The sequence below is a fragment of the Bacillus sp. Medicinal_06 genome (assembly GCF_056711665.1).
In genome coordinates this window covers 503,116-524,527 of the sequence record NZ_JBWYHD010000004.1, presented here as the reverse complement: position 1 = coordinate 524,527, position 21,412 = coordinate 503,116, and the positions used below count along the sequence as shown (strand labels likewise).

29 protein-coding genes and 5 pseudogenes are annotated in these 21,412 nt (G+C 34.7%); 9 read left to right on the top strand and 25 right to left on the bottom strand.

The window, feature by feature from the left end:
• Window positions 1-190 precede the first annotated feature (190 nt).
• On the top strand, window positions 191-793 hold the full coding sequence (locus AC1M36_RS12830) for an exosporium leader peptide (protein ID WP_336452822.1): 603 nt from the start codon (window positions 191-193) through the stop codon (window positions 791-793).
• A gap of 139 nt (window positions 794-932) precedes the next feature.
• Here AC1M36_RS12830 and AC1M36_RS12825 read toward each other — a convergent pair whose 3' ends face one another.
• The 4 genes from AC1M36_RS12825 to AC1M36_RS12810 form a co-directional block, all read right to left on the bottom strand.
• Window positions 933-1,247, bottom strand: a complete 315-nt coding sequence (locus AC1M36_RS12825; protein ID WP_336452823.1) for an HNH endonuclease signature motif containing protein — start codon at window positions 1,245-1,247, stop codon at window positions 933-935.
• A 722-nt stretch (window positions 1,248-1,969) separates the two neighbouring features.
• Window positions 1,970-2,245 carry a stage V sporulation protein S gene (locus AC1M36_RS12820; RefSeq protein ID WP_241815924.1) on the bottom strand — a complete coding sequence of 92 codons (276 nt, stop codon included), beginning with the start codon at window positions 2,243-2,245 and terminating at the stop codon, window positions 1,970-1,972.
• 168 nt (window positions 2,246-2,413) lie between these two features.
• A complete protein-coding gene (locus AC1M36_RS12815) occupies window positions 2,414-2,956 on the bottom strand; it encodes a site-specific integrase (RefSeq protein WP_336452824.1) in 543 nt (180 codons plus the stop codon).
• Window positions 2,953-3,423 carry an ArpU family phage packaging/lysis transcriptional regulator gene (locus AC1M36_RS12810; RefSeq protein ID WP_336452825.1) on the bottom strand — a complete coding sequence of 157 codons (471 nt, stop codon included), beginning with the start codon at window positions 3,421-3,423 and terminating at the stop codon, window positions 2,953-2,955. The genes AC1M36_RS12815 and AC1M36_RS12810 overlap by 4 nt, the downstream gene beginning before the upstream one ends.
• 273 nt (window positions 3,424-3,696) lie before the next feature.
• Here AC1M36_RS12810 and AC1M36_RS12805 point away from each other — a divergent pair, with 273 nt between their 5' ends.
• Complete coding sequence (locus tag AC1M36_RS12805) at window positions 3,697-3,861, top strand: hypothetical protein (protein ID WP_336452826.1); 165 nt, start codon at window positions 3,697-3,699, stop codon at window positions 3,859-3,861.
• A gap of 254 nt (window positions 3,862-4,115) precedes the next feature.
• On the opposite strand, the gene AC1M36_RS12800 is transcribed toward AC1M36_RS12805, so the two are convergent.
• Window positions 4,116-4,319, bottom strand: coding sequence for a hypothetical protein (locus AC1M36_RS12800; RefSeq protein ID WP_336452827.1), 204 nt, complete (start codon window positions 4,317-4,319; stop codon window positions 4,116-4,118).
• Window positions 4,320-4,835: 516 nt separating this feature from the next.
• Entirely contained in the window at window positions 4,836-5,438 is a 603-nt protein-coding gene (locus tag AC1M36_RS12795; protein WP_336452828.1) for a hypothetical protein, read from the bottom strand.
• Window positions 5,439-5,862: 424 nt separating this feature from the next.
• Between AC1M36_RS12795 and AC1M36_RS12790 the strand changes: the two genes are divergently transcribed.
• Window positions 5,863-6,393 carry a GNAT family N-acetyltransferase gene (locus AC1M36_RS12790; RefSeq protein ID WP_336452829.1) on the top strand — a complete coding sequence of 177 codons (531 nt, stop codon included), beginning with the start codon at window positions 5,863-5,865 and terminating at the stop codon, window positions 6,391-6,393.
• A gap of 72 nt (window positions 6,394-6,465) precedes the next feature.
• Here AC1M36_RS12790 and AC1M36_RS12785 read toward each other — a convergent pair whose 3' ends face one another.
• The 12 genes and pseudogenes from AC1M36_RS12785 to AC1M36_RS12730 form a co-directional block, all read right to left on the bottom strand.
• On the bottom strand, window positions 6,466-6,657 hold the full coding sequence (locus tag AC1M36_RS12785; RefSeq protein ID WP_174101889.1) for a DUF3954 domain-containing protein: 192 nt from the start codon (window positions 6,655-6,657) through the stop codon (window positions 6,466-6,468).
• Between the two features lie 76 nt (window positions 6,658-6,733).
• Window positions 6,734-7,095 (bottom strand): annotated as a pseudogene (locus tag AC1M36_RS12780) (cell division protein SepF).
• Entirely contained in the window at window positions 7,070-7,354 is a 285-nt protein-coding gene (locus AC1M36_RS12775) for a hypothetical protein (protein ID WP_479845929.1), read from the bottom strand. The pseudogene AC1M36_RS12780 and the gene AC1M36_RS12775 overlap by 26 nt, the downstream one beginning before the upstream one ends.
• Complete coding sequence (locus AC1M36_RS12770; RefSeq protein ID WP_098100898.1) at window positions 7,329-7,517, bottom strand: hypothetical protein; 189 nt, start codon at window positions 7,515-7,517, stop codon at window positions 7,329-7,331. Before AC1M36_RS12770 ends, AC1M36_RS12775 begins: the two co-directional genes overlap by 26 nt.
• Window positions 7,517-8,839: pseudogene (gene dnaB / locus AC1M36_RS12765) on the bottom strand (replicative DNA helicase). The gene AC1M36_RS12770 and the pseudogene dnaB overlap by 1 nt, the downstream one beginning before the upstream one ends.
• Window positions 8,839-9,756: a DnaD domain-containing protein gene (locus tag AC1M36_RS12760; RefSeq protein ID WP_431613200.1), complete on the bottom strand. Its 918-nt coding sequence runs from the start codon at window positions 9,754-9,756 to the stop codon at window positions 8,839-8,841. Before AC1M36_RS12760 ends, dnaB begins: the two are co-directional and overlap by 1 nt.
• A gap of 39 nt (window positions 9,757-9,795) precedes the next feature.
• Window positions 9,796-9,933, bottom strand: a complete 138-nt coding sequence (locus AC1M36_RS12755) for a hypothetical protein (RefSeq protein WP_336452864.1) — start codon at window positions 9,931-9,933, stop codon at window positions 9,796-9,798.
• Between the two features lie 103 nt (window positions 9,934-10,036).
• Window positions 10,037-10,321 carry a hypothetical protein gene (locus AC1M36_RS12750; protein WP_018764090.1) on the bottom strand — a complete coding sequence of 95 codons (285 nt, stop codon included), beginning with the start codon at window positions 10,319-10,321 and terminating at the stop codon, window positions 10,037-10,039.
• A gap of 184 nt (window positions 10,322-10,505) precedes the next feature.
• Window positions 10,506-10,727: an RNA polymerase subunit sigma gene (locus AC1M36_RS12745; RefSeq protein ID WP_336452833.1), complete on the bottom strand. Its 222-nt coding sequence runs from the start codon at window positions 10,725-10,727 to the stop codon at window positions 10,506-10,508.
• Window positions 10,728-10,773: 46 nt separating this feature from the next.
• A complete protein-coding gene (locus AC1M36_RS12740; RefSeq protein ID WP_336452834.1) occupies window positions 10,774-11,289 on the bottom strand; it encodes a helix-turn-helix domain-containing protein in 516 nt (171 codons plus the stop codon).
• 63 nt (window positions 11,290-11,352) lie between these two features.
• Window positions 11,353-11,553: a helix-turn-helix domain-containing protein gene (locus AC1M36_RS12735; RefSeq protein WP_336452835.1), complete on the bottom strand. Its 201-nt coding sequence runs from the start codon at window positions 11,551-11,553 to the stop codon at window positions 11,353-11,355.
• A 20-nt stretch (window positions 11,554-11,573) separates the two neighbouring features.
• Window positions 11,574-11,789, bottom strand: a complete 216-nt coding sequence (locus AC1M36_RS12730) for a helix-turn-helix domain-containing protein (RefSeq protein WP_336452836.1) — start codon at window positions 11,787-11,789, stop codon at window positions 11,574-11,576.
• 159 nt (window positions 11,790-11,948) lie between these two features.
• On the opposite strand from AC1M36_RS12730, the gene AC1M36_RS12725 reads away from it, so the two are divergent.
• The 6 genes and pseudogenes from AC1M36_RS12725 to AC1M36_RS12700 all read left to right on the top strand — a co-directional run bounded on the left by AC1M36_RS12725 (window position 11,949) and on the right by AC1M36_RS12700 (window position 15,755).
• Complete coding sequence (locus AC1M36_RS12725) at window positions 11,949-12,320, top strand: helix-turn-helix domain-containing protein (RefSeq protein WP_336452837.1); 372 nt, start codon at window positions 11,949-11,951, stop codon at window positions 12,318-12,320.
• Between the two features lie 243 nt (window positions 12,321-12,563).
• Window positions 12,564-13,091: pseudogene (locus AC1M36_RS12720) on the top strand (ImmA/IrrE family metallo-endopeptidase).
• A gap of 19 nt (window positions 13,092-13,110) precedes the next feature.
• Window positions 13,111-14,251, top strand: a pseudogene (locus AC1M36_RS12715) (site-specific integrase).
• Window positions 14,252-14,552: 301 nt separating this feature from the next.
• A pseudogene (locus tag AC1M36_RS12710) lies at window positions 14,553-14,681 on the top strand (EndoU domain-containing protein); the annotation flags it as partial.
• A gap of 33 nt (window positions 14,682-14,714) precedes the next feature.
• Window positions 14,715-15,068, top strand: a complete 354-nt coding sequence (locus AC1M36_RS12705) for a type II toxin-antitoxin system toxin (RefSeq protein ID WP_336452841.1) — start codon at window positions 14,715-14,717, stop codon at window positions 15,066-15,068.
• Window positions 15,069-15,413: 345 nt separating this feature from the next.
• Window positions 15,414-15,755 carry a hypothetical protein gene (locus AC1M36_RS12700; protein ID WP_336452842.1) on the top strand — a complete coding sequence of 114 codons (342 nt, stop codon included), beginning with the start codon at window positions 15,414-15,416 and terminating at the stop codon, window positions 15,753-15,755.
• A gap of 291 nt (window positions 15,756-16,046) precedes the next feature.
• Here AC1M36_RS12700 and AC1M36_RS12695 read toward each other — a convergent pair whose 3' ends face one another.
• The 7 genes from AC1M36_RS12695 to AC1M36_RS12665 all read right to left on the bottom strand — a co-directional run bounded on the left by AC1M36_RS12695 (window position 16,047) and on the right by AC1M36_RS12665 (window position 21,397).
• The gene (locus AC1M36_RS12695) at window positions 16,047-16,388 is read right to left on the bottom strand and encodes a YolD-like family protein (protein WP_336452843.1); all 342 of its coding nucleotides are present in this window, start codon (window positions 16,386-16,388) and stop codon (window positions 16,047-16,049) included.
• Window positions 16,385-17,650, bottom strand: coding sequence for a Y-family DNA polymerase (locus AC1M36_RS12690; RefSeq protein WP_479845928.1), 1,266 nt, complete (start codon window positions 17,648-17,650; stop codon window positions 16,385-16,387). Before AC1M36_RS12690 ends, AC1M36_RS12695 begins: the two co-directional genes overlap by 4 nt.
• 362 nt (window positions 17,651-18,012) lie before the next feature.
• The gene (locus AC1M36_RS12685) at window positions 18,013-18,147 is read right to left on the bottom strand and encodes a hypothetical protein (protein ID WP_336452845.1); all 135 of its coding nucleotides are present in this window, start codon (window positions 18,145-18,147) and stop codon (window positions 18,013-18,015) included.
• Window positions 18,144-19,238, bottom strand: coding sequence for a response regulator aspartate phosphatase (locus AC1M36_RS12680; RefSeq protein ID WP_336452846.1), 1,095 nt, complete (start codon window positions 19,236-19,238; stop codon window positions 18,144-18,146). The genes AC1M36_RS12685 and AC1M36_RS12680 overlap by 4 nt, the downstream gene beginning before the upstream one ends.
• A gap of 231 nt (window positions 19,239-19,469) precedes the next feature.
• Window positions 19,470-20,474, bottom strand: coding sequence for a 3D domain-containing protein (locus AC1M36_RS12675; RefSeq protein ID WP_479845927.1), 1,005 nt, complete (start codon window positions 20,472-20,474; stop codon window positions 19,470-19,472).
• 318 nt (window positions 20,475-20,792) lie between these two features.
• Window positions 20,793-20,978 carry a DUF3976 domain-containing protein gene (locus tag AC1M36_RS12670; protein WP_336452848.1) on the bottom strand — a complete coding sequence of 62 codons (186 nt, stop codon included), beginning with the start codon at window positions 20,976-20,978 and terminating at the stop codon, window positions 20,793-20,795.
• A 41-nt stretch (window positions 20,979-21,019) separates the two neighbouring features.
• Complete coding sequence (locus tag AC1M36_RS12665; protein WP_479845926.1) at window positions 21,020-21,397, bottom strand: permease; 378 nt, start codon at window positions 21,395-21,397, stop codon at window positions 21,020-21,022.
• Window positions 21,398-21,412: the final 15 nt, after the last annotated feature.

The window sequence follows — 21,412 nt, the reverse complement described above, 5'->3', positions numbered from 1 at the left end:
TTATTCTTTGTGCGTTAATCCCCCTAATTTTAAAAGGTTCTTAGATTTTCTGTACAGATCTACTTTTATAGATTTAGTAACTATCGATAATGAGATGTTATATGAAATAAACATGAACAAGCATACAAGCGAAAAGCTCCTTTATACAATACATATATTATAAGTATTGTATAAAGGAGTTCGATTGTTTATGTTTCCAAATAACCGAAGAAATTCCAACCCTTCTGCGGTCCCTTGTCCTGTTCCTAATCCTGTTAGTTGTCCGATTTCCCAAGGATCACAAGGACCCCCAGGTCCACAAGGAATACCAGGTCCACAAGGAATACCAGGACCTCCAGCGCCAGGTATAATAGAATCTGCATTTAGAGCTAATAAAAACCAATCCTCCCAAAATGTTGCTGATAATGCTACTGTAACTGTTACTTTTGAAATCGAACAATTTGATTTCGGAAATGAGTATAACGGTGTTGATACTTTCAGCCCTAGCCAAGATGGAATATATTCAATTATTGCGGGTGTTTTGTTCCTTCCACAAAATTTGACAGTTATCTATAGTACTGAATTAAATGTGCAAGTCAATGGTATTACCGTCGCTTCTGATATGAAAACTACACCGGATTCAGGTTTCAATACAAGATTAAATATTTCTACTATTTACGGACTGCATGCAGGAGATATCGTGACCATCACCTTCTTTAGTACTAATGGTGGTGTAATTAGTCAATTACCTCCATCTCTAACAGTAAACTTTGCAGCAGCAAGACTTCCATTTACAAGTCCAGTACCTCTATAAACACTTCTATCCTACAAAAAAGATACCTTCTTAATTTAAAAGGTGTCTTTTTTAAATTCTAGCAAGAACACTGGATAGATTCTAAAGAATTTACTACATAATAAATTCACATCTGTTATATAATACCAATCCTTCATTTTCATCCATCTCTATCCCTCTTAATCAAATCACCATTGCTATCAAACATTACATCTTCTCTAATCAATACAGACTTACCAAACGTCTTTGTATTATGACAAGGTAAGCATAAGTATTGTAAGTTCTCATGATTCAATGTTATATCTGGATTGTTTATATTATCTGGTGTGATTTCTACAATATGGTCAACGATGTATCCAGGCTCTTCTTTGCAGTGCTCACACATTCCATCTAATGTTGTAGCTATGTATAATGCTCTACACTTCTTCCATGCTGTTGATTTATAAAAGTGCTTTGCATATTTTTTGCCATTCAACCACCTCTACAAAACTATGTAACTTTTCCATAATAAAAAGGAGCAACCACATATCAGTTGCTCCTGCTATAAATACGGTAAATGAAGTTTTACTTTTAAAAAGCAGAAAACTGCTATTCACCAGAATAACAGCTTTCTAAAATAGACAAGTCGTGTTTGTGTATCGCATATTTCATTTAGTTTGGTTAAGGTGTTTTCACGCCTCTTTCAACCGCTAAACAGTATATGTCTTTCCCTAATACATGTGTCTCTGCATTAGCGACTGAAAGAAGAGCAAAAGCCCTTCTTCATTTTCAAAGCATGTCACGCAAATCACTGTGAATTATATGAAACGGCAATCCATTCAACCCACAACCATCATCCATTTGGTGACGATCTATATAAACGTAGGTGTGAGCCGTGTTTTCCACCACTCTCACAATACAAATATATCACGTTGAATCCAAAACAACCGGCACATTCCCTGCCAAAAAGCGGTCACAACTCTGCCACTTATTTTTCTTCTTCCTCATCTGTTACTCTTATGTATTTTCTTCTAATGAATTATCCATATCTTATATTTTGTGTAACTGATCCAATCGCTGAACCCTTTGGTATTCTTAACTTTATAAGGCTTTCTATTTTGAGTTACACAATACAATAATAATGGTTAATTATAAATAAAAAAGAAAAAGACCGATTTCTATCGGCCTTTTAAAATCCCCTTATATTAACGCTCTCTATTAGGACCTTTTTTTTCTAGGACCTACAATTAATTTGATCGCTGTTTTTTCTTGATTATTGATAGAAACCTCCTGAAACGCTGGAACAAGAACCAAGTCAATGCCACTAGGAGCTACAAAACCTCTTGCAATAGCAATTGCTTTAATCGCTTGATTTAAAGAACCAGCTCCAATCACTTGGATTTCTACATTACCACTTGCTCTTAGTACACCTGCAATTGCACCTGCAACTGAATTTGGACTTGATTTTGACGATACCTTTAATATATTTTCCATGTAAGTTGCTCCCTCTGTTATTTAATGGCCTTTTTTTGTTACAGATTGGAATGTAATTAACGTATCTTTGACTAATATTCATACCAAAAGCAAACAGTACTATTTAAATACATTCATTCGATACTTTTTGTCTTCTTCCTGCTCAGCTGTATAAATAAAAAGCGATGACTAGATTTTAAACTTAGTCATCGCTTTATCCATTGCATCCTGGTTCACACCAATATATCTTAACGTAACTCTTTCAGATGAATGATTAAATATCTCCATAAGCAAAGCGATATTCTTTGTTTGCATGTACATATGATATCCAAATGTTTTACGTAATGTATGAGTCCCTATTTCTTTTAATCCAAACTCTGCTGCTGTGCTTCTAAGTATTTTATAAGCCATGCTACGCCCAATCGGTTTATTCTTTCCTTCTCGACTTTTAATCAAATACTCATTGTCTTCTCTTTCTTCAATATACCAACGTAATTCTCTTTTTAATGATGGCGTTAATTGAATACGCTTCTGTTTACCTGTTTTCTTTTCTCTCATCGAAATATGACTACTCTTTAAATCTCCTACTTTCAATTTGAGAATATCACTAATACGTAATCCTGTATTAATCCCCATTACAAAAAGAATATAATTACGTTCACTCTTTTCTTTTAGGGATTCTTTAATTTGTTGTATTTGCTCTGGATCTCGAATAGGTTGGACAAAGTTCATAGGTCATCCCCTCCGTAATGTTCTTCTGCCTCATATACTTCTAATCTAAGAGCAAAAGCTAGTTTATAAAAAGCATTGGACTGATTACGTCTATATGTACGCTCACTCATGCCAATCTCGTTATAGACCATGTAATCAAAGACTTCTTCATCTTCTAAATAACGTTTTACGATAATGTCCCTTTGATTCTTACTGAAACGACTTAATGCCTTATCAATCTGAAAAGATAGACGTTTCAATCTCTCTTCTCGTTTACTCAATTCTAAATTAGCCAAAGCAACATCCTCAGCTGGTTTGCCTACAACATTTGTTGGGCCATAATATCTTACTTCACAAGAAGCTGTAACCTTCATCTCATTTCTAATCATCCCAAACTGTCTATAAATACGAACGTCTTCAAGAATCTTTTCTAAACGTGCCTGCGTTGCTTTACGATCAATCTTTGGCAAGAAAGTTAATTGAGTCATATATAAACACTCCTTGTCTATTTTATTAATGAAATAAAAAAAGCGGACATCAAACTACAGAGCAATATTGCTAACGCTCTTTGCAGTTCGATGTCCGCTGGTTCTTCCAGTAGGACTGATAATTCAATTGTATCTATTATACCATTTTCTTCTTTTTGGGTAATTTATAAAAGGATTATTTTGTTTAAATTTTGCTTAATTCTCATTGCTAATCATTTAAATATTTAAAATTCGTTATATAATGAATTCAACTTATAATTAGGAGTGATTAAAATGCCAGATATGATAGAAATCGTTCTTTTCATTCTTATAGCAATTAGTGCTGTTTTTTATTTAATAAAAGAATTTCAAAAACCTGAGAAAAAAGCACTTTGGATTTCGCTAGAATTTTTAGTTCTTTTCTGGGCAGTATGGGAAATAACGACTATCATAATATAATTTGTAGATTATAAGCCTTTTGAATAAATCTAAATATTCCGTATATAATGTATATAGGCGATAGCCATAACTCATTTAAATGAATCTCAAGCAGTGTTAGTTCCCATCCCTAGAGGGCAGTTAGCTTTAGCTAGCTGTTCTTTTGGTTGTTTGAATAAAATTCCAAATCCCGTTAATGCTATAAGTAGGCTGAATAGCCATAACTCATATTTGTAATACCTAAACTCTTTCTCCCTACTCCTTGGGCTGAGCAGTTAGCTTTTGCTAGCTGCTCTTATTTCTCCATCTGTTGCATGTCTTAAAAATTCGATATGAGCAAACCGCTCGCTATTATCTACATAAAGGTAAATCCAAACTAACGCTATTTCTTCCGATGCCTTTGTAACTTTTGCTAATCCTTGAAGTTCTGGATAATCCGGATGAATAACCATTACCAAATCATCTTTATAAAACCCCAATCGAATCTCCTCATTTCTCTACAAAATGAAATTTTTATTAATTTCTCTAACATTCGTGAATACTTGTTCAAATATCGTGCAAATTATAGATAGGCCACCAGCCATAATTCTATTACCGTGAAATCACGCTAAATTCTAACTCCTTAAGAGACAGTTGTGACAATCGAGCAGTTGGTTTGATGAGCCAGCTGCTTTGTTGTATAGATTTTCAATGTAAGTACATACTACCTTTGTAGAGCTTGATTAATTGTCATCTGAGAGGTTCTCTGGTTTACCCCACTTCTGTTTAGGAGAATAGCTTTAAAAGCTGTTCTCCTCTATTTAGTGGGACAAAGTTTTTGTTCTCAAGTTAAGTTTTATTAGGTTCTTTCAATCCCGTATAATATTTCAACTCCCGTTTAAACTATAGCTGTAACTTTAGGTTACAAATCATTGCTGTAAGCGCGGCGCTTCTTTTGTGCAACAAGTAGTTAGCTAATTGAGCTAGCTGCTTTGTTGTGCAAAATAACTATTTTGTTATACAGTCACTGCTTCTACTGCAGGTTTGTTTTTCTCTAATTGTTCAATTGCCATTTGCAATCCTAACCAGTAACCAATTAAACAACGCGGTAACCTTTTACCGAAATTCCAAACATCTTCCATCGTGTCAGAATCTAATGAGCTATTATGATAAACATCACTTAACCAAAAGTGGTAACTTTCCATAGATGAACTCTCATCAATCGCTGAAATAATGCGATCATATACTTCTTGTCCGCTTTCTGTTGTTTCATTCATATCGTATTCTTTCCAATATTCATCAAGTTCCCTTTTAGCCTTTTCTTCATCGAAATTCCAACGTTCTTCACAAAAAGCCGTTAACTTTCCAGTAAAATACCCTAAATCGAATCCTTTGATATTTTCTAATGTTGCTGGACATGTAAGGTTGTACACCGCTTCACCAATATCACCAGAAACAAACACGTTATATCCTGAAAGAGCAAATTTAGTGCGATACATATTCGTCCCAGGCTTGCCCCAATAAATAACCTGTAATCCTTCTTCACCTTGAATTTCAGACACATGATCTTCAAACCAATTCTCTTTAATGTCTTTAGTTGCTTTTTCAATATATTCCATCTCTCATTCTCCTTTACGAATAATCTTTTTTGTATTACACATACTACCTCTGAGCCGGCTTCCCTACGGCTGTACTCTTTCAAAACGGAGCTCTCTCCTCCGTGTCGTTTAAGAACAGGCGGGTAACTTAATTGTTGCCTGCCTTTTTTGTGTATAGACGTAAAAATATTGTCCATACTTATTGGTGAAGACATTGTTAGCTATTCGTAGCGACCTCCAACAAATGCTTCTTTCAGGACCGTTCTCATAAAAGGAGCGGTCTTATTTCATCTCCGCATCCCCCATTTCGATTAAAATAACGCTTTTGTTCAATTTAGTAATTTCTTATATAATAGAAGTTAACTAATCCAGAAGGGACTGAATTATGCGCAGATATCAATATTTTTAATCTACCCATCACAACAACATAATGGAGGTAAAAGTATTGATTACAGAATTACAGACACAAAGATTACATTTAAGACAAATGAAGGAATCTGATTCATTAAGCATGTTTAAAATATGGTCTGATCCTGACGTTACAAAATTCATGAATATAAGTAATTTCACTGATGAAAACCAAGCGAAAGATATGATTCATTTTCTCAATGAACTTGCTCAAAATAACAAATCTCTCCGTTTTACTATTATTGAAAAAGAATCTAATCAAATTATCGGTTCATGTGGCTATAATTCCTTGGATTTCGAAAACTCAAAAACAGAGATTGGTTATGATATTTCGAAAACATTTTGGGGCAAAGGTTATGCCCCTGAAGCGATTTCTGCTCTATTAGATTACGCTTTTACACATCTGAAACTAAATCGTGTCGAAGCAAAAGTTGAACCTGAAAATGTGAACTCCATAAAAGTATTACAAAAATCACAATTCACTTTTGAAGGGACTCTAAGAAAAAGCGAAAAATCAGCTGGGAAGCTTATCGATTTAAATATTTATTCGAAATTAATAACCGATTAATTTTAGTCACTCGGCCTATACTATATTGAAGTATAGGCTTCTTTAATTTTTATACAAAATTCAAATTTGGTATTAAATCAACTGCGTTTTCCGTTCATCCATACGAGTTACTTTTCCACTTTTATATACAAAGGACTGTTCCCCGTGACCACTTGTGGGTGGCTCTATTGGATGAACTTGTCCATCTTTCACAACATAAATCATATTTTCCGCTAATGAAATTTCAGCCTTCATTTCTGCAATGTTTTCCTTAATAATTGCCACCGGAACCACTCCTATTTGTGTTATAATTACTTTGTCGAATAATTATGTCGGGAGTAATCCCGGCTTTTTTATTTGCCTATAAATATTGCACAACATTCTCTGGAATGAACGGTTGTTCAATAGATAAGTGAAGCCGTATCGAAATTGGCTTTTTACTATCCCTTGCTCGCCTACACATTTCTTCCGCTTCTTCCCACTCAAATTGTTTATCCTCAGCTCGTTTATAACGCCAAACCCAATTGCGTACTCTTCAAATAATTCATAACGATCATCTGGTGCTGTCGTTGGTTTCAATTCATCAATTGCTTTGGCTTGACGAGGTATTTGCACGACTACATCAACAAAACGTAATTTTGAATTCAATCGATGAACATTCGCTTTATTAAGATCAAATGAAACAACAGGCTCAACATCAAAAATCGTTAGCTGCTTCATAATCTTCACTCTTTTCTTTTTTCATCATCACAACATAGCAAGTATCAGCATCCGTTTGTTTAAAACTATAATTAGCTGTACTAATCTTTCCGTTCGTTCGCTTATGAATGAATTCCCTCAGCCGCTGCACTAACGATCTAATCGGATGAACACATGAATATCCTCTTTTTTCTAAATCCTGTACGACATGTAGGATATCATTAAATTTTTTACGTTTGAGATGAATCGTATCTCCATTACGCCAATTTCTTGTTAGAATCATTTTTTGTTCCCTCCAGCACTTGCAAGCTTGCTGCTAAAATCCCTTCAAGCTGCGTTAACGTTAATTGGTCTAATGTTTGTCCGTTTATTTCAGATAATCCTAAGTCTAGTAATTTACGAATAATAAACAATTTTCTTCTTTCAACTTCCCGTCGTAATAACATCATCTGGCCTCCTGCTGCTCATTAAATTTACGTTCTAAGTTAACAAACTTACTAAATTTTTTAATGAATGCCAGCTCTACTGTACCGACAGGCCCATTTCTCTGCTTGGCCAGAATAATTTCAGTTATGCTTTTATTCGCTGTTTCAGCATCGTAATAATCTTCACGATATAAAAATGCAATCAAGTCAGCATCTTGCTCAATTTGCCCTGTCTCACGTAAGTCGGATAACAGAGGACGTTTATCTTGTCTGCTCTCAACAGCACGACTTAATTGTGATAAAGCAACTACACATACATCTAATTCTCTGGCCATCAATTTCAACTTACGACTAATCTCACCAATCTCTTGCATACGATTTCCTCGATGCTTTGGATCACCAACAATAAGCTGTAAATAATCAATCGCTATTAATACCTTTTTATCTGGATGTTTACGTTTTAGTTTTCTGGTCTTTGCATAAATTTCTTGCATTGTTACATTTGCTTTATCGTATATTTCCAGCGGTAAATTATTTATCAGCCCCATCGCTTGACTAATATTTTCCCAATCTTTGATATTGCAAAGCTTCTTAGGGTTTTTCATTTTGGTTGCCTCAACATTACCAGCACTAGAAATCATTCGCTTGAGCAATTGTTCTTCTCCCATCTCTAGTGAAAAGACTCCAACTGCTGTATCCGAACTTGCAGCATGATAAGCAACGTTTAGTACAAACGCCGTTTTTCCCATTGCTGGACGTGCGCCAACAATAATTAAGTCTCCTGTCTGTAATCCGGAAGTCATTCGATTAAAATCGTTATATCCAGTGTTTATACCTGTTAAATCGCCAACATCGATTTGCATCTTCTTATATAGCCCAACAAGCGTTTCTTTTAAATCAAACTCACCTGAATAACCCGTTTCCTCTATCGCATTTAGTTCATCGATTGTATTGCTGATTGCACTAATATCCTTGTCTTTCTGAAGACGGTTATATAAATCACCAGCAACCTCTTGAGCATGTCGCATTTTCTATGCTTCTATTACGAGCCCTTCGTGATATGAAAAGTTTTTTGTTGTCGAAACGCCTTCGGCTAAATTAACTAAAAACTGAATACCACCAATTTGGTCCAAAAAGCTATCTAATTTTTCAACTACAGTTACAAGATCTATAGGACTTTCAGCATCATCAAGTTCTTTCATCGTCTTAAAAATAACTTGATGCGTTGGAAGAGAAAATTGATTTGGATTTAACTGACAATCTTTAATTAAATCTCCTTCAACAATAATGCTCCCTAAAACGCTTTGTTCCGCCTCTACATTACGAATGATGTCGTTACTCATTATTGCATCCATCCATTCTGTTGATTAAGTACTGCAAGTTCTTCGTCTGTAGGAATGTTTCGTTGCCATGATTCTTGTTGTTGTAATACTTGCTTAGTAGATTCAGACATAGCGACAGGTTGTTGTGCTGGTTGTTGGTTTACTTGTGTTGTTCGTTTAGCACGAAACTCTTTGTCGGCTACTTCAACATCCGTTACTGTTTTAAAGCCCTTAACATGCCAATCTCTCAAAATTGAATTTACATAAGACATGTTTCTTGTATTTTTTTCTAAAGCGATTTCCATTGCCTTAATAACTAGCTCTGCATTTAAATCATCAACCCATGCAAGAATTCCTTCTGCGATGAAAGGAGAAATAACTCCGAAGTTTTGTTCATAAAAAGAAATTGGATTAACTTCAACAACTTCTTCCGCGTTCGCGCATTTTTCTTCTTGTTGTTGTTCTTCTTCTTTTTCTTCTTCTTTTTCTTGCCCACCTGTCGTTGACGTATCGTCGTTAGCAAGGAATTCTTCAAAAATAGCACGGATTTTATCATTTTTAACTTTTGGAGCGACTAAACTAACAAGACTAATATCAACTACCCCATCCAGTTCTTTGCGAACACAATCCTCAATTGGTTTACCTCCTCTATTAAGGTTGTATTTCCCCCAGTTGATAATCGCTAGTTCGCGTGTTTCTGGATTATATTTAACTAATTTATGGTGATTTTCAAAACGATCTAAGAGTGAATTAACACTTTCCATGGAGTAACCTAAATCAAAAGCCATTTGCTTTTTGGTGATTTGGTACACTCCGATTTGTGTAGTACATGGATTTGTAAGAAGATACAGATTAAATAATTTATCTTCCGGAGTCATCTCTTCAATAACTTTTGCATCCTGCCAAAATGAAACTTGTACTGGTCTGAAAATTGCCATGTTATTCATCCTCCCGTTTACATATCGCAAATCCGTCTTCTATACGTAATAAGCGATAATTTTTATAAGCTTTTTTAAATATTGTTCTACTAAATAAATAAGGTGCTGCTCTGATGTCGATTGCTGAAGTAATTTTGGATTCAGCAACACTTTATGTAATGATTTGTCCAAAAGCATGTAGCACCCTCCATTGTTATACCAACATCAGTTTGGTATAATTAACCTAAGTTAAATTTGAAAAGTAACTTTCTTCTATCGCTCGGCAAAGCGATAGATTTTTTTATTTTCTGCGAGTTACTAAGGAGACATTAACTCCCTTTGCTTGAAGACCTTTGATTATTACTCGATAGCTTTTCGATACCTCATGTTCTTCTTTTGCATCACGAAGCATTTTAAATTCTTCAGCGCATCGATTAAGTTCATCTTCCCAACGATTTGATTCTTCAACTGATTTCGCATTAAACATGTTATTAATGCATGCAATCATACAGTCGTGAAGTTTATTCGCAAATGAAAAATCTCCTGGAAGAACAAGATCATGAAGGCGATTGTATTTCGCTGTCATAGATTACACCTCATTTCTTTTTAAACTGATGCTGTACGCATCGTTACAACCAGAAAGGAGAATCATTTTTAAGGGGATGGGGGTAACAATCCCTTTCTAGTCATAACGACAAGCACAGTGCTTGTCCAAACAAATAATAAAATGTTATAATTGCTTTATCGAATTTATTGCGAGCTACTGTTGTCTAGGCGGTAGCTTTTTCTTTTGCCCATTTATGCTTTAAAGTGAAGGACGCTTCGATAATTTTGATACGAATACCCACTAACTTCTTCTCTTGATTTAACTCTTCAAACTTTCTATTATCAGCAAATGTTTTAGCAATTTTCATCTCACCAGTTAGCTTTGCATCATAACGAATAAGTTCCTTGTACTCTTTTAAACTTGGATTTTTGTAATCTACTGTCATTTGTATTCTCCTTTCGCCTCAGTCCTTCTATACAAAAATCATTCAATTAATTTTCTGTATACCGCCTTGCCCTTAAGGACAACCTCCAATATTTAAAAACCTCTTTCATTGAAAAATCATGCCGCTCACAAAGAACAGCTACTAAATTTGTCATCGATGCCGCCGCATCTAAAATTTCATGCATAACTTTATTCATTTCTTGTTTTTCTAAATCTGATAAAGCTTGAGGAGGTTTAAACCAACAAACTGTTTCTAGTTGTTCAAGAGCCTCCGCCGTTTCTTTTTGAACCATGTACTTCATGCTAGTAGGATGCTGATCTATATATTCTCCGTCTAAATATGGAATACTAACTGTTCCAGCCGCTTCTCCCCACACTTGGAAAAAGAATTGTGGATCATCGAGTGCTTCTGAAAGATGCTTTTGCATATCTTTCGGTAAAATGCGATTTTCTGTTTCATATTTCGCTAGTGACTCACGACTAGCTGGAATACTAGATGAAAGTTCTTCCTGCGTATAACCTTTTCGTTTTCGTACCGACGCTATTTCTTTTCCTATATACATTTCCCTCACCCTTTTTGTACCTAAATCGGTATTTGTTTGTTACAAATATATCCATTACAATATTTATATAGCTTGCTGAGAACGTGATTCTAACCAATTGAAAAATGCATCGCGCCCTACCCTTTTCTGACGTCCGACACGAACCAGTGGAAAATCCTTGTATTCCATAATTTCGTACGCAACACGTTTAGAAATTCCAAGAATTTCCGAAACATGAACTGCTGTAAGAACTAATGGATAATCATTGATTGTTTTGTTTGACATTATCTTCTACCTCCTATTTATCATTCTGAAACTTTGCAAACTGAATAGCGTGTAGGTAAAAAAATCTCTTCTTTTTTCTTCCCATATAGTTTTGCAATTTGATCTGCTCGTTCAGTACTTACTTGACGTTGGCCCTTTTCAATTTGCGATAAATATCCACCCGAAATGCCAAGTTTCTTTGCAGCTTCTTCAATACTAATTCCCAATTTCATACGCATCTCTTTTGGTCCGTTCACTTTTATCACCACCTAAACTTTGCAATTTGTGTTGTTAAACAAAATATACTACGCATAACACAAAGTGCCAACGCATTTTGCAAAGTTTTTATTAATTCATTTTAAATTTTGCACTTTGCAAAGTATAATTAAACTTAGAAGATGAATAGGAGGATTCCTATGATTGGAGAACGTTTACGAAAGTTAAGAAAAACAAACAAACTAACTATGAAAGAATTAGGTCAAAAATTAAATCTTGCAGAATCCACAATATCTGGATATGAGAATGGAAACAGAAAACCTGATTATGACACCTTAAATAAATTTGCAGATTTTTTCGAGGTTTCAGCTGATTATCTCCTAGGACGAGATTCAGTAAAAAATACCGATAAGAATGCTACTATTGATAATCCTTTAACAGATCCAAATTTAGGTCTTTGGTTCAAAGACATCAAAGATGCTTCTCCTGAAAAACAGGAAGAACTTAAACAATTTTGGGAGTTCATTAAAGCTAAGGAGAAAAACCGTAAGCCTGGGGAGAAACAACATTAATTGAATAGGGTATATATAAATGCACTTTTCAATGCATATTTTTTTAGGTCTACTCATTGACTATAGTTGATGAATTTCACTCTAGTTTTAAATTATTAATTGTAATACTGCATTTGCAGATGAAATAGCTGGGAAGATTAGCTAAATATATAGGATGTTTTTACAAAAAAGTCACTTCGTGGCTTTTCTTTTTTGTTATAATAGGAACATATGTTTGTGTAATTAGTAATGGAGTGAAACAATATGCATAAAACACAATCCTACTACACAACACAAATCGAAGACTATATTGAGAAATTGTACCACTCACTATCTATCTTTGTTCCTGAACAAATTGATATGATAACGATTGCTCAAAAATTAAATATTTGGTTGCATTTCGCACCATTCAGAAGTCGTGCTATTTGTAGAGATGATTTACCTAGTATTATTATCGATAGTCGAAAGGATATTTACCATCGTTGGGAAGATTTTAGCCACGAACTATGTCATGTTCTATTTCATGTAGGAAATCAGTTACATGTGCCGAAAATGTTTTTAGACTATTAAGAAGCTAAAGCTAAAAGTTTCATGTTACATTTCTGCATTCCTACTTTTATGTTGAGAAAACTGGATTTTCCTGAAACACAAATAGAGACGATATGTCTAATCGCACAAACTTTTAATGTTTCATTTAAAATTGCAAAGCAACGTTTCTTACATTATGAAAATCAATTATTAGCTAGTCGCCTGCAGGATATATTTTCAAAAATGTGTTTAATTGCACAGTGAAACTTAGGAGGCGTTAGAAATGAAAGGATATTTTCGAAAGCGCGGTACCAAATGGTCTTTTACTGTTGATTTAGGAAAAGATCCTACCGGGAAACGTAAACAAAAAACGATGTCAGGTTTCAAAACAAAAAAAGAGGCTGAAAAATCTTGTAATGAATTAATTAACCAACTCAATAAAGGGACTTACATTGAACCTACTGAAAAAACAGTGGCTGATCTTCTCATGGATTGGCTTGACCTTATCGCTAGCCAATCCCTCCGCCCTTCTACTTTTCATAATCGAAAAGATTTAATTGAAAAGCGTATTATTCCAGCTATAGGACATTACAAGCTGAACAAAATACCCCCTGAGATTATACAAAAGTTCTATAAGGATATGGTACAAGGTGAGGGATTAAGCCCTGATTATGTACGAACAATGCACAGTGTATTACGAAAAGTTTTTAAACAAGCTGTCATTTGGAAACTAATCAGTCAAAACACCATGGAGCTTGTGCAACCCTCCTCGTATCGAAACAAAAGATATTCAAACTTGGTCATTAGAAGAAGCCAATCAATTTCTTCAACATACCGAGAATGAGCGTCTTCATATCGCTTATGTTTTAGCTATTTATACTGGAATGCGTCGCGGTGAGATTCTAGGGCTACGTTGGAGGGATTGTGACTTGGAACAAGCTAAAGTAAGTATTCGACAAACATTAGCGCGAGTGGATGGAAAACTAGTTTTCCAAGAGCCAAAAACAAAAGGATCTAAGCGGCGGATTACAATTACTGAAGAAGTCATTTCAGCGTTAAAAAAGCACCGCTCTGAACAAAATAAATACAAACTATTACTTGGCCCTGGTTATATCGATAATGACCTCATAGTTTGTACAGAGGATGGGAAACCCATTGACCCACGAAATCTTTTGCGACATTTTGCAAGGATGAAAAAAGAGACCAATGTTCCAGAGCTTCGCTTTCATGATTTAAGACATACCCATGCAACGATTTTATTATTACTTGGTGAAAATCCTAAAGTCGTTTCTGAGCGTCTTGGACATAGTCGTGTTGATATTACATTGGACATTTATAGTCATGTGCTACCTGATATGCAAGAGAACGCGGCGAATAACTTCGAACAGGCAATGAAACAAAAGAAAAACGATGCCACGCATTGACCACAATGACCACATTTTTGACCACACACTTATATAAAATAGAGTAAATTAGAGTAAAAACAGATGTTTGGGAAGAGAAGTAAAACCTTGATTTCATGCACTTCTCTCCCATTCCATCACATATAATTAATACCAAACGCTATTTTGACAGGGTGGAGGTCGTGAGTTCGATCCTCTCCGGGATCATATCTTTTTATGAAGTTCAAACCCAACCATACCAAGGGTTTGAACTTTTTTATTTACTTTATAAAAACATAAAAAAACTATTAAAATTTAAAAATCGCGACAATCAAAACTATAAAATGAAGCATATAATAATAGAACTTATGAATTTGGTAACACATATTCTGGAATAGGTTCAGATGGTATAAAGATTAGCATGTATATAGATGGAAATGGGAAAATCATCTCTGCTTTCCCATCGGAATAAATTTTATTTTTAGTATAAAGGAGTACAATAGTAATGAAATATCCATATAGCTTTGAAGTACTTACCAACGGAAAATTAGTTATGAGGCTTCCTCAAGAAATTAAACTTATTGAGACTTTTTTAGGCGTTGAAGTTTCTGTGTTTGGAGATTGGATTTTAGAAGAAATACATAGTGTTTTAAATGGGAAAGAAAATTACGTAGTAGTAAATGGAAACATTTGCGGTTTAGAAATTCGGAAAGATACAACTACTGTCCTAGACAATTTGGCTGAAGATGGTAAGGGAGATTTTTGTGAGATAGAAACGATTGAATTAGTAGATTTAATTCATATTTGGCTAGATAAACAAAAAGAATTTAAAAAAGAGAAAAATAAAGAATTGAAATAATAGCTAGAGCTGACTTCTTATAGAAGTCAGCTCTAGCTATTATTTCACATTCCCCCCATTATCTTATGTTTTAAAGTCGTTTTCCCCAGAGAATTCCCAACGAAATTAAGTATGTAAACCCTATGCAATACAAATGCATTCAAAACGGCTTACATATCATAAAACCTAGCGTATTATCTCGTAAATTAGACCCGAAGTTTTAAATTTTGCGCGGATTTTTCAAACGCCTGGCGGAACAAAAACAACTCATTCTTTATTTTCCCTAAAGAATGGGATAGAGTAGAAATGATTATAAAAAATAATGAGATAATAACCGCATATCCTGTTTATACAAGGAGGGAAAAAATGAAATACACATATGAATTTTATCGTGATGGGCTTGGTGGATTAAGAATACGCTTGCCAAAAGAAATTCCTATTATTTCTCATTTTCTAGAAGATATTTTAGATGATGAGGCAGATGAATATATACAGATTTTAGATAATGTAGTAGATAAAAAATTCCCGCAATATGAAATAGAGGGGAACGTGGCAGCTGTCTACATCGAACCTAATTATACAAGTGCTATTAACTTTTTTATGAGTCCCCCAAATAACCAATGTAAAATTGAGACCCCTGAGTTTAGAAAACTACTAGTGTTGTGGAGAGATAAAGTGGTAGCAGCGGAAAAAGATATAGAAGCGTAAAAAAAGACCGCCCTTACAGGCAGTTTTCTTTTACGCTTTAAACCTATTATTTCCTATTTTATAGTCGTTTTCCCTAGAGATTTATCAGCGAAATTGAGTACGTATATTCGAAGTAATACAAATACATTCAACGCGTTTTACATCCTGTAAAATGTTCATTTTGTAGACCTGAAGTTTTTGAGGCACATCCGTCGTGAAGGCGTCGGCTAATAGAAGAAAGGCACAAAACGAGTTTCTTCTAATTCACCTAGTGTACAGCAAGTATGAAGCTTCATGTCATTTCAATATCCCTTATTCAATATCAATTACATCGATAAATGTAAACCTCTTCTTATAATGAAATGCATCCGTACATATTACTTCTTTTTTTAAAGGATCAATATCGACAACGGTCATATAACTAGTAAGTACGTAACCATCCTCATAGTATGTAATTAATATTTCTTCTTCGGTTAATAACGACATTAGTAGACGATTCTCAATTCGTTCCTGGGAGTCTTGCGTTACGATTGGTCGTGACACTTTTGCATTTTCTCTAATGATTCTTCTTATACCGGCAAATTGTTCCGGCATACTTGCAAACGGCTGCCATTTTACCATACCTCTTCCTTTTGGCATATTTGCGTTATTCATGATTTGTGTCCCCCTAGTAGTGTGTTTCGATATTTCGCAGTTGCATTTTCTGTATAGGAAACGCCTCGTAAAATGCTATTTTTTCCGAAACGTGTTCTAATTTCATCCATGACCTGCGTAAGTCTCATTTCTTTTTCTCGTTGTATTACGTTATCAAATAACGACATCTGTTCTTCACCTTCTGCGACTAGATTCGTTAGTGATATACGAACCGTTCGAATTGGCTCACCAGTGTATAGTGTGTGTAAATAATATGTACAAACGTGATACACATCCATCGTTAAATTGGTCGGCCGGCTGAACGTGTGCGTTTTTCTAAAGCCACCACCGTACCCTTTACTGCTACCTATCGAAAGTTGGATTGTTCGAGCGAGTTTCTTTTGCATGCGTAATCGATAGCACACTTCTTCTGTATGCTCGAGCAAAATGATCGGAATCTCATCTATCATATAATCACGTAATAACATCTGGCTCTTAGCGATAGATTTTTCTGCCTGGATATGTTTTTCCGATATACGACTGAAATCTATACCGTTACTATGTAAGTGTAATTCTTCTCCGAGTACCCCGAAGTTTTGTTTTAAATATTTCAGTGGATAGTTCGCTAGATCACCGATTGTATAAATTCCTTTTCGGTTTAACTTCGCTTCTGTTTTGTACGATATACCCCAAAATTTACTAAGCGGCCTTATGCTCCATAACTTCTCGGGTATATCGTCGTACGTCCATTGTGTAATCCCGGTTTTGTTCCGCTTTGCCTCACTATCCAGTGCTACCTTACTCATTAATAAATTGGGACCAATGCCGATTGTGCATATAATACGCGTACGGTCGTAGACTTCACGCTTAAAATTTAGTGCAAATTCGTACGGACTAGCTGCAAACAAATGAATACTAGCCGTCATGTCCATGAAAAATTCGTCTATTGAATACTGGTGAAAGTCTTCCGGTGCCACGTATTGTAGCGCTAGTTTCTTTATGTAATTCGAGCATTTCATATACGTATGCATAATTGGATTAACGATAAGTATATCTGGTCGTTTAGGTATTTCGTATAACCTTGTCATTTTTTTAACACCCAAAGCTTTTAGCGGAGGTGTCGCTGCTAGTACTATCGATCCACTTCGATTTACATCACCCACTACCGCAAGTTTTGTATATCTTGGATCTAGTCCTCTTTTGATACAACTGACTGATGCGTAAAAGCTTTGTAAATCGACGCATAGGATGATTCGATTAGGCAAAAGAGAATATTCGTACAAAATAATCACCCCTAAAATATAGAACGTTTGTTCTTATTATATACGAACTTACGTTCTTTTAGAAGGGGTTTTTAAGAAAATATTGGTTAAAAAGAATTCCCAATACTACATGAAATGATGAAACTATTCTTAAAACCTAAAACTAAGTCGCTCAAAGTAAGGCATCACGAGTTACAAAAAGGCTACTTCCAATCTGCTACTCCAATGACTCAGAAGCAGCTTTTTTCACGGTCTAGATTAATAGAGAAAAGATTTTATAATTTTCTTTCCTGCATATTCTCCGCTACATTACTTCATATTTCTGCACAAAAAAATAAAGCAAGGATTTCTCCTTGCTCCTGTTCGTCTTTTAATTTAAAAGATCAACCACCAGTATCTCCATCTGCCATGCTTTTCACTAGAGTAATAGCTTGCTCTTTATCTACCGAAGTATCTACGCCAAGTGTTAAAGTAAAAATCGTTACAATTCCCATTAAACTAAGTATTACCTTCTTCATTTTAGTGCCTCCTTCTTGTGAATCTCCTTTTTAGCTTCATAACTCAAATAAAAATACTTGCTTCCTTGTTCAAAATTGCCCTCAATATGATAATGAACGGCTACGGCTTCAGTATATTCTTGAATATACTCCCATAGTTGTTCTCTTTTAAAGTAATCTATTCCTGCTAAAACTGCTTTTTCTAATTCCTGAGCAGAAACTTTTTTATTCATTTCTCTCAGAATTACAAAACGATATTTGTATTGTTCATTCTCTAAGTTCATACAAATACTCAAACCTTTTTCAATTAGCTCTGCAGCTACATTTGTTTCACCTAGTTTAAAATGTTCTCTAGCTTTAATAAAAATAGCTTTATAATGATTCGGTGAGTTTTCAATCACCTCAGAAAGATAACGAATAGCTACAGCTGAATGATCTTGACTTCCATACATTAAACCAAGATTATGTTTCACCATCGTAATAAACTTCTTTTCATCTATCTTCTGAAAAGTATTCATTGCAGAAGTCAAATACTCCTCAGCTAATTCCCATTCTTTTAAATGAATACACGCTAATCCATAAAGATTACTACAAAAAGCCAAGTTTAATTCATTACCACTATGTTTAGAAAATATCTCTTTAGCTTTCGTTACATAAGTAATCCCTAACAGTGATTGATAAATATGATAATGGAAAGTCGCTAGTTTATAATAAAACTCAGCATGTTCAAGTTCATCAGAAATATATTTTAGAAGTGATTCAGCCTTCTCATAGTGCTCTTTTGCCAAATTATATTCACCAATTGCATTTGAGTGAATCGCTTTAAAAAAATGATAATAGTAAGCTAGTGACTGATTTGTCGGTACACCTAAAGAATCAATTTCATCAAAACTATCTTTAGATACCCCCAAATTATCCATCAAAAAATCATATCGAAAATTCAGGAGTAAATAATGCTGAAATAGCTCCTTGTTTTCTTTCATCTCATTAACTTTTGTATCTACTTCCTTTTTTAATTCGGTAGCTTTTTCTAAATGTCTAGAGCGAATCTCTAAATACCATTGATTTAATAATAGTGTAATTTGTTCATTCCCTTTTGTTTGAACGTTCATAAATAACCCTCCCTCTTCTTTTTTCTATAAAAGCTCCCTATACTAAACAATACCAAAATTCCAATAAACAAAAAGTATATATATTTATTTCTCAAGAATATTCTGCTTTTAGAGAAAATAAAATAATTGTATTTACATAAAACAAAAGAGCTCCTCCAAGTCTATACTTAAAGAAGCTCTTTTTACTAAAAACTATCAATATAGCAATATGTACATAAACTACAATCAGTTTTAAGGTAATACATATACCTTTACTGTTCTAACTCCCCAGTTCCAAACATCTTGCTTGGAAGGAATGAATACATCTATTTTATTCCCTTTAATAGCTCCACCAGTATCCCTCGCTCCAGCTGGACCATACCCTTCTACATATACATTTGATCCAAGTGGAATAACTTTAGGGTCGACAGCAATCACTTTTAAATGTGGATTGGCTGTTAAATCATCCCCCATTTTCGTGTAAACATGTTGACCAGGTTTCACACCATTTTCTGCTGGATCGTTTGAGTATGCTGTTGATCTAACTGTTAACTCACGTGTATTTACCCATTGTCCACTATTTTTGAAATAATTCATTTTTGTATCAATCTTATTCCAACCTGTTTTCATCGTTCCACCGGACGCTGCATCTAAGTAATACCAACTACCCCATTCGTTCAACCATCCTGTTTTCATTGCTCCACCAGTTGCTCCATCCAAGTAGTACCAACTACCCCATTGGTTTAACCAGCCCGTCTTCATTACTCCACCGGCTGCTCCATCTAAGTAGTACCAACTACCTCCTGTTTTTAACCAGCCTGTCTTCATTGCTCCGCCGGCTGCTCCATCTAAGTAGTACCAACTACCTCCTGTTTTTAACCAGCCTGTCTTCATTGCTCCGCCGGCTGCTCCATCTAAGTAGTACCAACTACCTCCTGTTTTTAACCAGCCCGTCTTCATTGCTCCGCCGGCTGCTCCATCTAAGTAATACCAACTACCTCCGTATTTCAACCAGCCCGTCTTCATCGCTCCACCGGACGCTGCATCTAGATAGTACCATTGATTATTTACTGAAATCCATCCTGTTTTTTTACTACCATTTTGATAATAAAACCATTTCCCATTTTGTGATTTCCATCCATTTTGCTGAGGAGCCGCTTGTGTTATCGTATTTGATGTTTCTGCTAAACTACTATTCGGTTGGAAACCGAGTCCTAGAGCCGCAGCTAAAGTAAGTGCTATAATTTGTTTTCTCATAAATTCCTTCCTTTTCCTAAATTTTATCATTGACTAAACATATGTACTATGTATAAGTATAGCTATTTCCAAGGTAAGTTTAAGAGTAGTAACACAATTGTAATGAAATTTAAATAGAATGAAATCCAGATTTAAACTTAGTGCATACTAGACTTATTTTATTTTTATATTTAAATTGAAAAAAACAAAAAGGCAACTGCATAATCTCAGTCACCTACAAGAAATTAGAAAAGGATAGATGAACTTGCGAAAGTCCATCTATCCTTTTCTACAAACCTTAAAACTCTAGGTCAATGCCTATTCTGCCCTACACCATCTCTAGAATTTCTGAATCACCAAAACAATCATCACAATAATTCCTATAAACATCACCGCTAAACATCCAATTAGTTTATAAAAACCTCTCTTTGTGAGCGTATTATCTTTCGTAATATCTTTACGAACGAAGAAATACATGAATAGAACTAAAATAATACTGATACCAAATGCATAAAGAAGTTGCATTTTTTCTCCTTCCTATATAAGACCTATTTATTATTTTCCACTTAACATCTTTTAGATAAAACAACAAACGAAATAAAGACTGTACTAATTGTTAATGCAGCTAAAATATTAAGTAGTTCTCCAGCGGTCAATATAATGATTTCTAAATGTAAGCCAATTGAAAAAACAATAAAATATATTAATAATGCAAAGAAAGAATAAAACATTCCTTTTTGACGAATCAACTTCATTCGTTCATCTTTTTCTTTAAATTGCGGATGTAAATAACTTAAGCAAAAGCACATAATCATTATCGATACTAATGTATAAGTCGGAGTGGGTGGTGCAGAATGTGTCATAACCCCTGCCAACATCATGAATCCGCTCATGATTAAAAAGAACATGCCAATAATCAAAAAGTACTTCTGTGAATAATTCATTACTATTCCCCCTTC

Excerpts from the sequence above, each read along its gene's own strand:
- AC1M36_RS12725 (WP_336452837.1), top strand. The coding sequence starts at position 11,949 with ATGATTGGAGAACGTTTACGAAAGTTAAGAAAAACAAACAAACTAACT.
- AC1M36_RS12675 (WP_479845927.1), bottom strand. The coding sequence starts at position 20,474 with ATGAGAAAACAAATTATAGCACTTACTTTAGCTGCGGCTCTAGGACTC.
- AC1M36_RS12700 (WP_336452842.1), top strand. The coding sequence starts at position 15,414 with ATGAAATACACATATGAATTTTATCGTGATGGGCTTGGTGGATTAAGA.
- AC1M36_RS12815 (WP_336452824.1), bottom strand. The coding sequence starts at position 2,956 with ATGAACTTTGTCCAACCTATTCGAGATCCAGAGCAAATACAACAAATT.
- AC1M36_RS12695 (WP_336452843.1), bottom strand. The coding sequence starts at position 16,388 with ATGAATAACGCAAATATGCCAAAAGGAAGAGGTATGGTAAAATGGCAG.
- AC1M36_RS12795 (WP_336452828.1), bottom strand. The coding sequence starts at position 5,438 with ATGGAATATATTGAAAAAGCAACTAAAGACATTAAAGAGAATTGGTTT.
- AC1M36_RS12665 (WP_479845926.1), bottom strand. The coding sequence starts at position 21,397 with ATGAATTATTCACAGAAGTACTTTTTGATTATTGGCATGTTCTTTTTA.
- AC1M36_RS12775 (WP_479845929.1), bottom strand. The coding sequence starts at position 7,354 with ATGATTCTAACAAGAAATTGGCGTAATGGAGATACGATTCATCTCAAA.
- AC1M36_RS12770 (WP_098100898.1), bottom strand. The coding sequence starts at position 7,517 with ATGTTATTACGACGGGAAGTTGAAAGAAGAAAATTGTTTATTATTCGT.
- AC1M36_RS12740 (WP_336452834.1), bottom strand. The coding sequence starts at position 11,289 with ATGTATATAGGAAAAGAAATAGCGTCGGTACGAAAACGAAAAGGTTAT.
- AC1M36_RS12830 (WP_336452822.1), top strand. The coding sequence starts at position 191 with ATGTTTCCAAATAACCGAAGAAATTCCAACCCTTCTGCGGTCCCTTGT.
- AC1M36_RS12755 (WP_336452864.1), bottom strand. The coding sequence starts at position 9,933 with ATGCTTTTGGACAAATCATTACATAAAGTGTTGCTGAATCCAAAATTA.
- AC1M36_RS12670 (WP_336452848.1), bottom strand. The coding sequence starts at position 20,978 with ATGCAACTTCTTTATGCATTTGGTATCAGTATTATTTTAGTTCTATTC.
- AC1M36_RS12820 (WP_241815924.1), bottom strand. The coding sequence starts at position 2,245 with ATGGAAAATATATTAAAGGTATCGTCAAAATCAAGTCCAAATTCAGTT.
- AC1M36_RS12760 (WP_431613200.1), bottom strand. The coding sequence starts at position 9,756 with ATGGCAATTTTCAGACCAGTACAAGTTTCATTTTGGCAGGATGCAAAA.
- AC1M36_RS12750 (WP_018764090.1), bottom strand. The coding sequence starts at position 10,321 with ATGACAGCGAAATACAATCGCCTTCATGATCTTGTTCTTCCAGGAGAT.
- AC1M36_RS12735 (WP_336452835.1), bottom strand. The coding sequence starts at position 11,553 with ATGTCAAACAAAACAATCAATGATTATCCATTAGTTCTTACAGCAGTT.
- AC1M36_RS12805 (WP_336452826.1), top strand. The coding sequence starts at position 3,697 with ATGCCAGATATGATAGAAATCGTTCTTTTCATTCTTATAGCAATTAGT.
- AC1M36_RS12810 (WP_336452825.1), bottom strand. The coding sequence starts at position 3,423 with ATGACTCAATTAACTTTCTTGCCAAAGATTGATCGTAAAGCAACGCAG.
- AC1M36_RS12745 (WP_336452833.1), bottom strand. The coding sequence starts at position 10,727 with ATGACAGTAGATTACAAAAATCCAAGTTTAAAAGAGTACAAGGAACTT.
- AC1M36_RS12705 (WP_336452841.1), top strand. The coding sequence starts at position 14,715 with ATGAAATATCCATATAGCTTTGAAGTACTTACCAACGGAAAATTAGTT.
- AC1M36_RS12685 (WP_336452845.1), bottom strand. The coding sequence starts at position 18,147 with ATGAAGAAGGTAATACTTAGTTTAATGGGAATTGTAACGATTTTTACT.
- AC1M36_RS12680 (WP_336452846.1), bottom strand. The coding sequence starts at position 19,238 with ATGAACGTTCAAACAAAAGGGAATGAACAAATTACACTATTATTAAAT.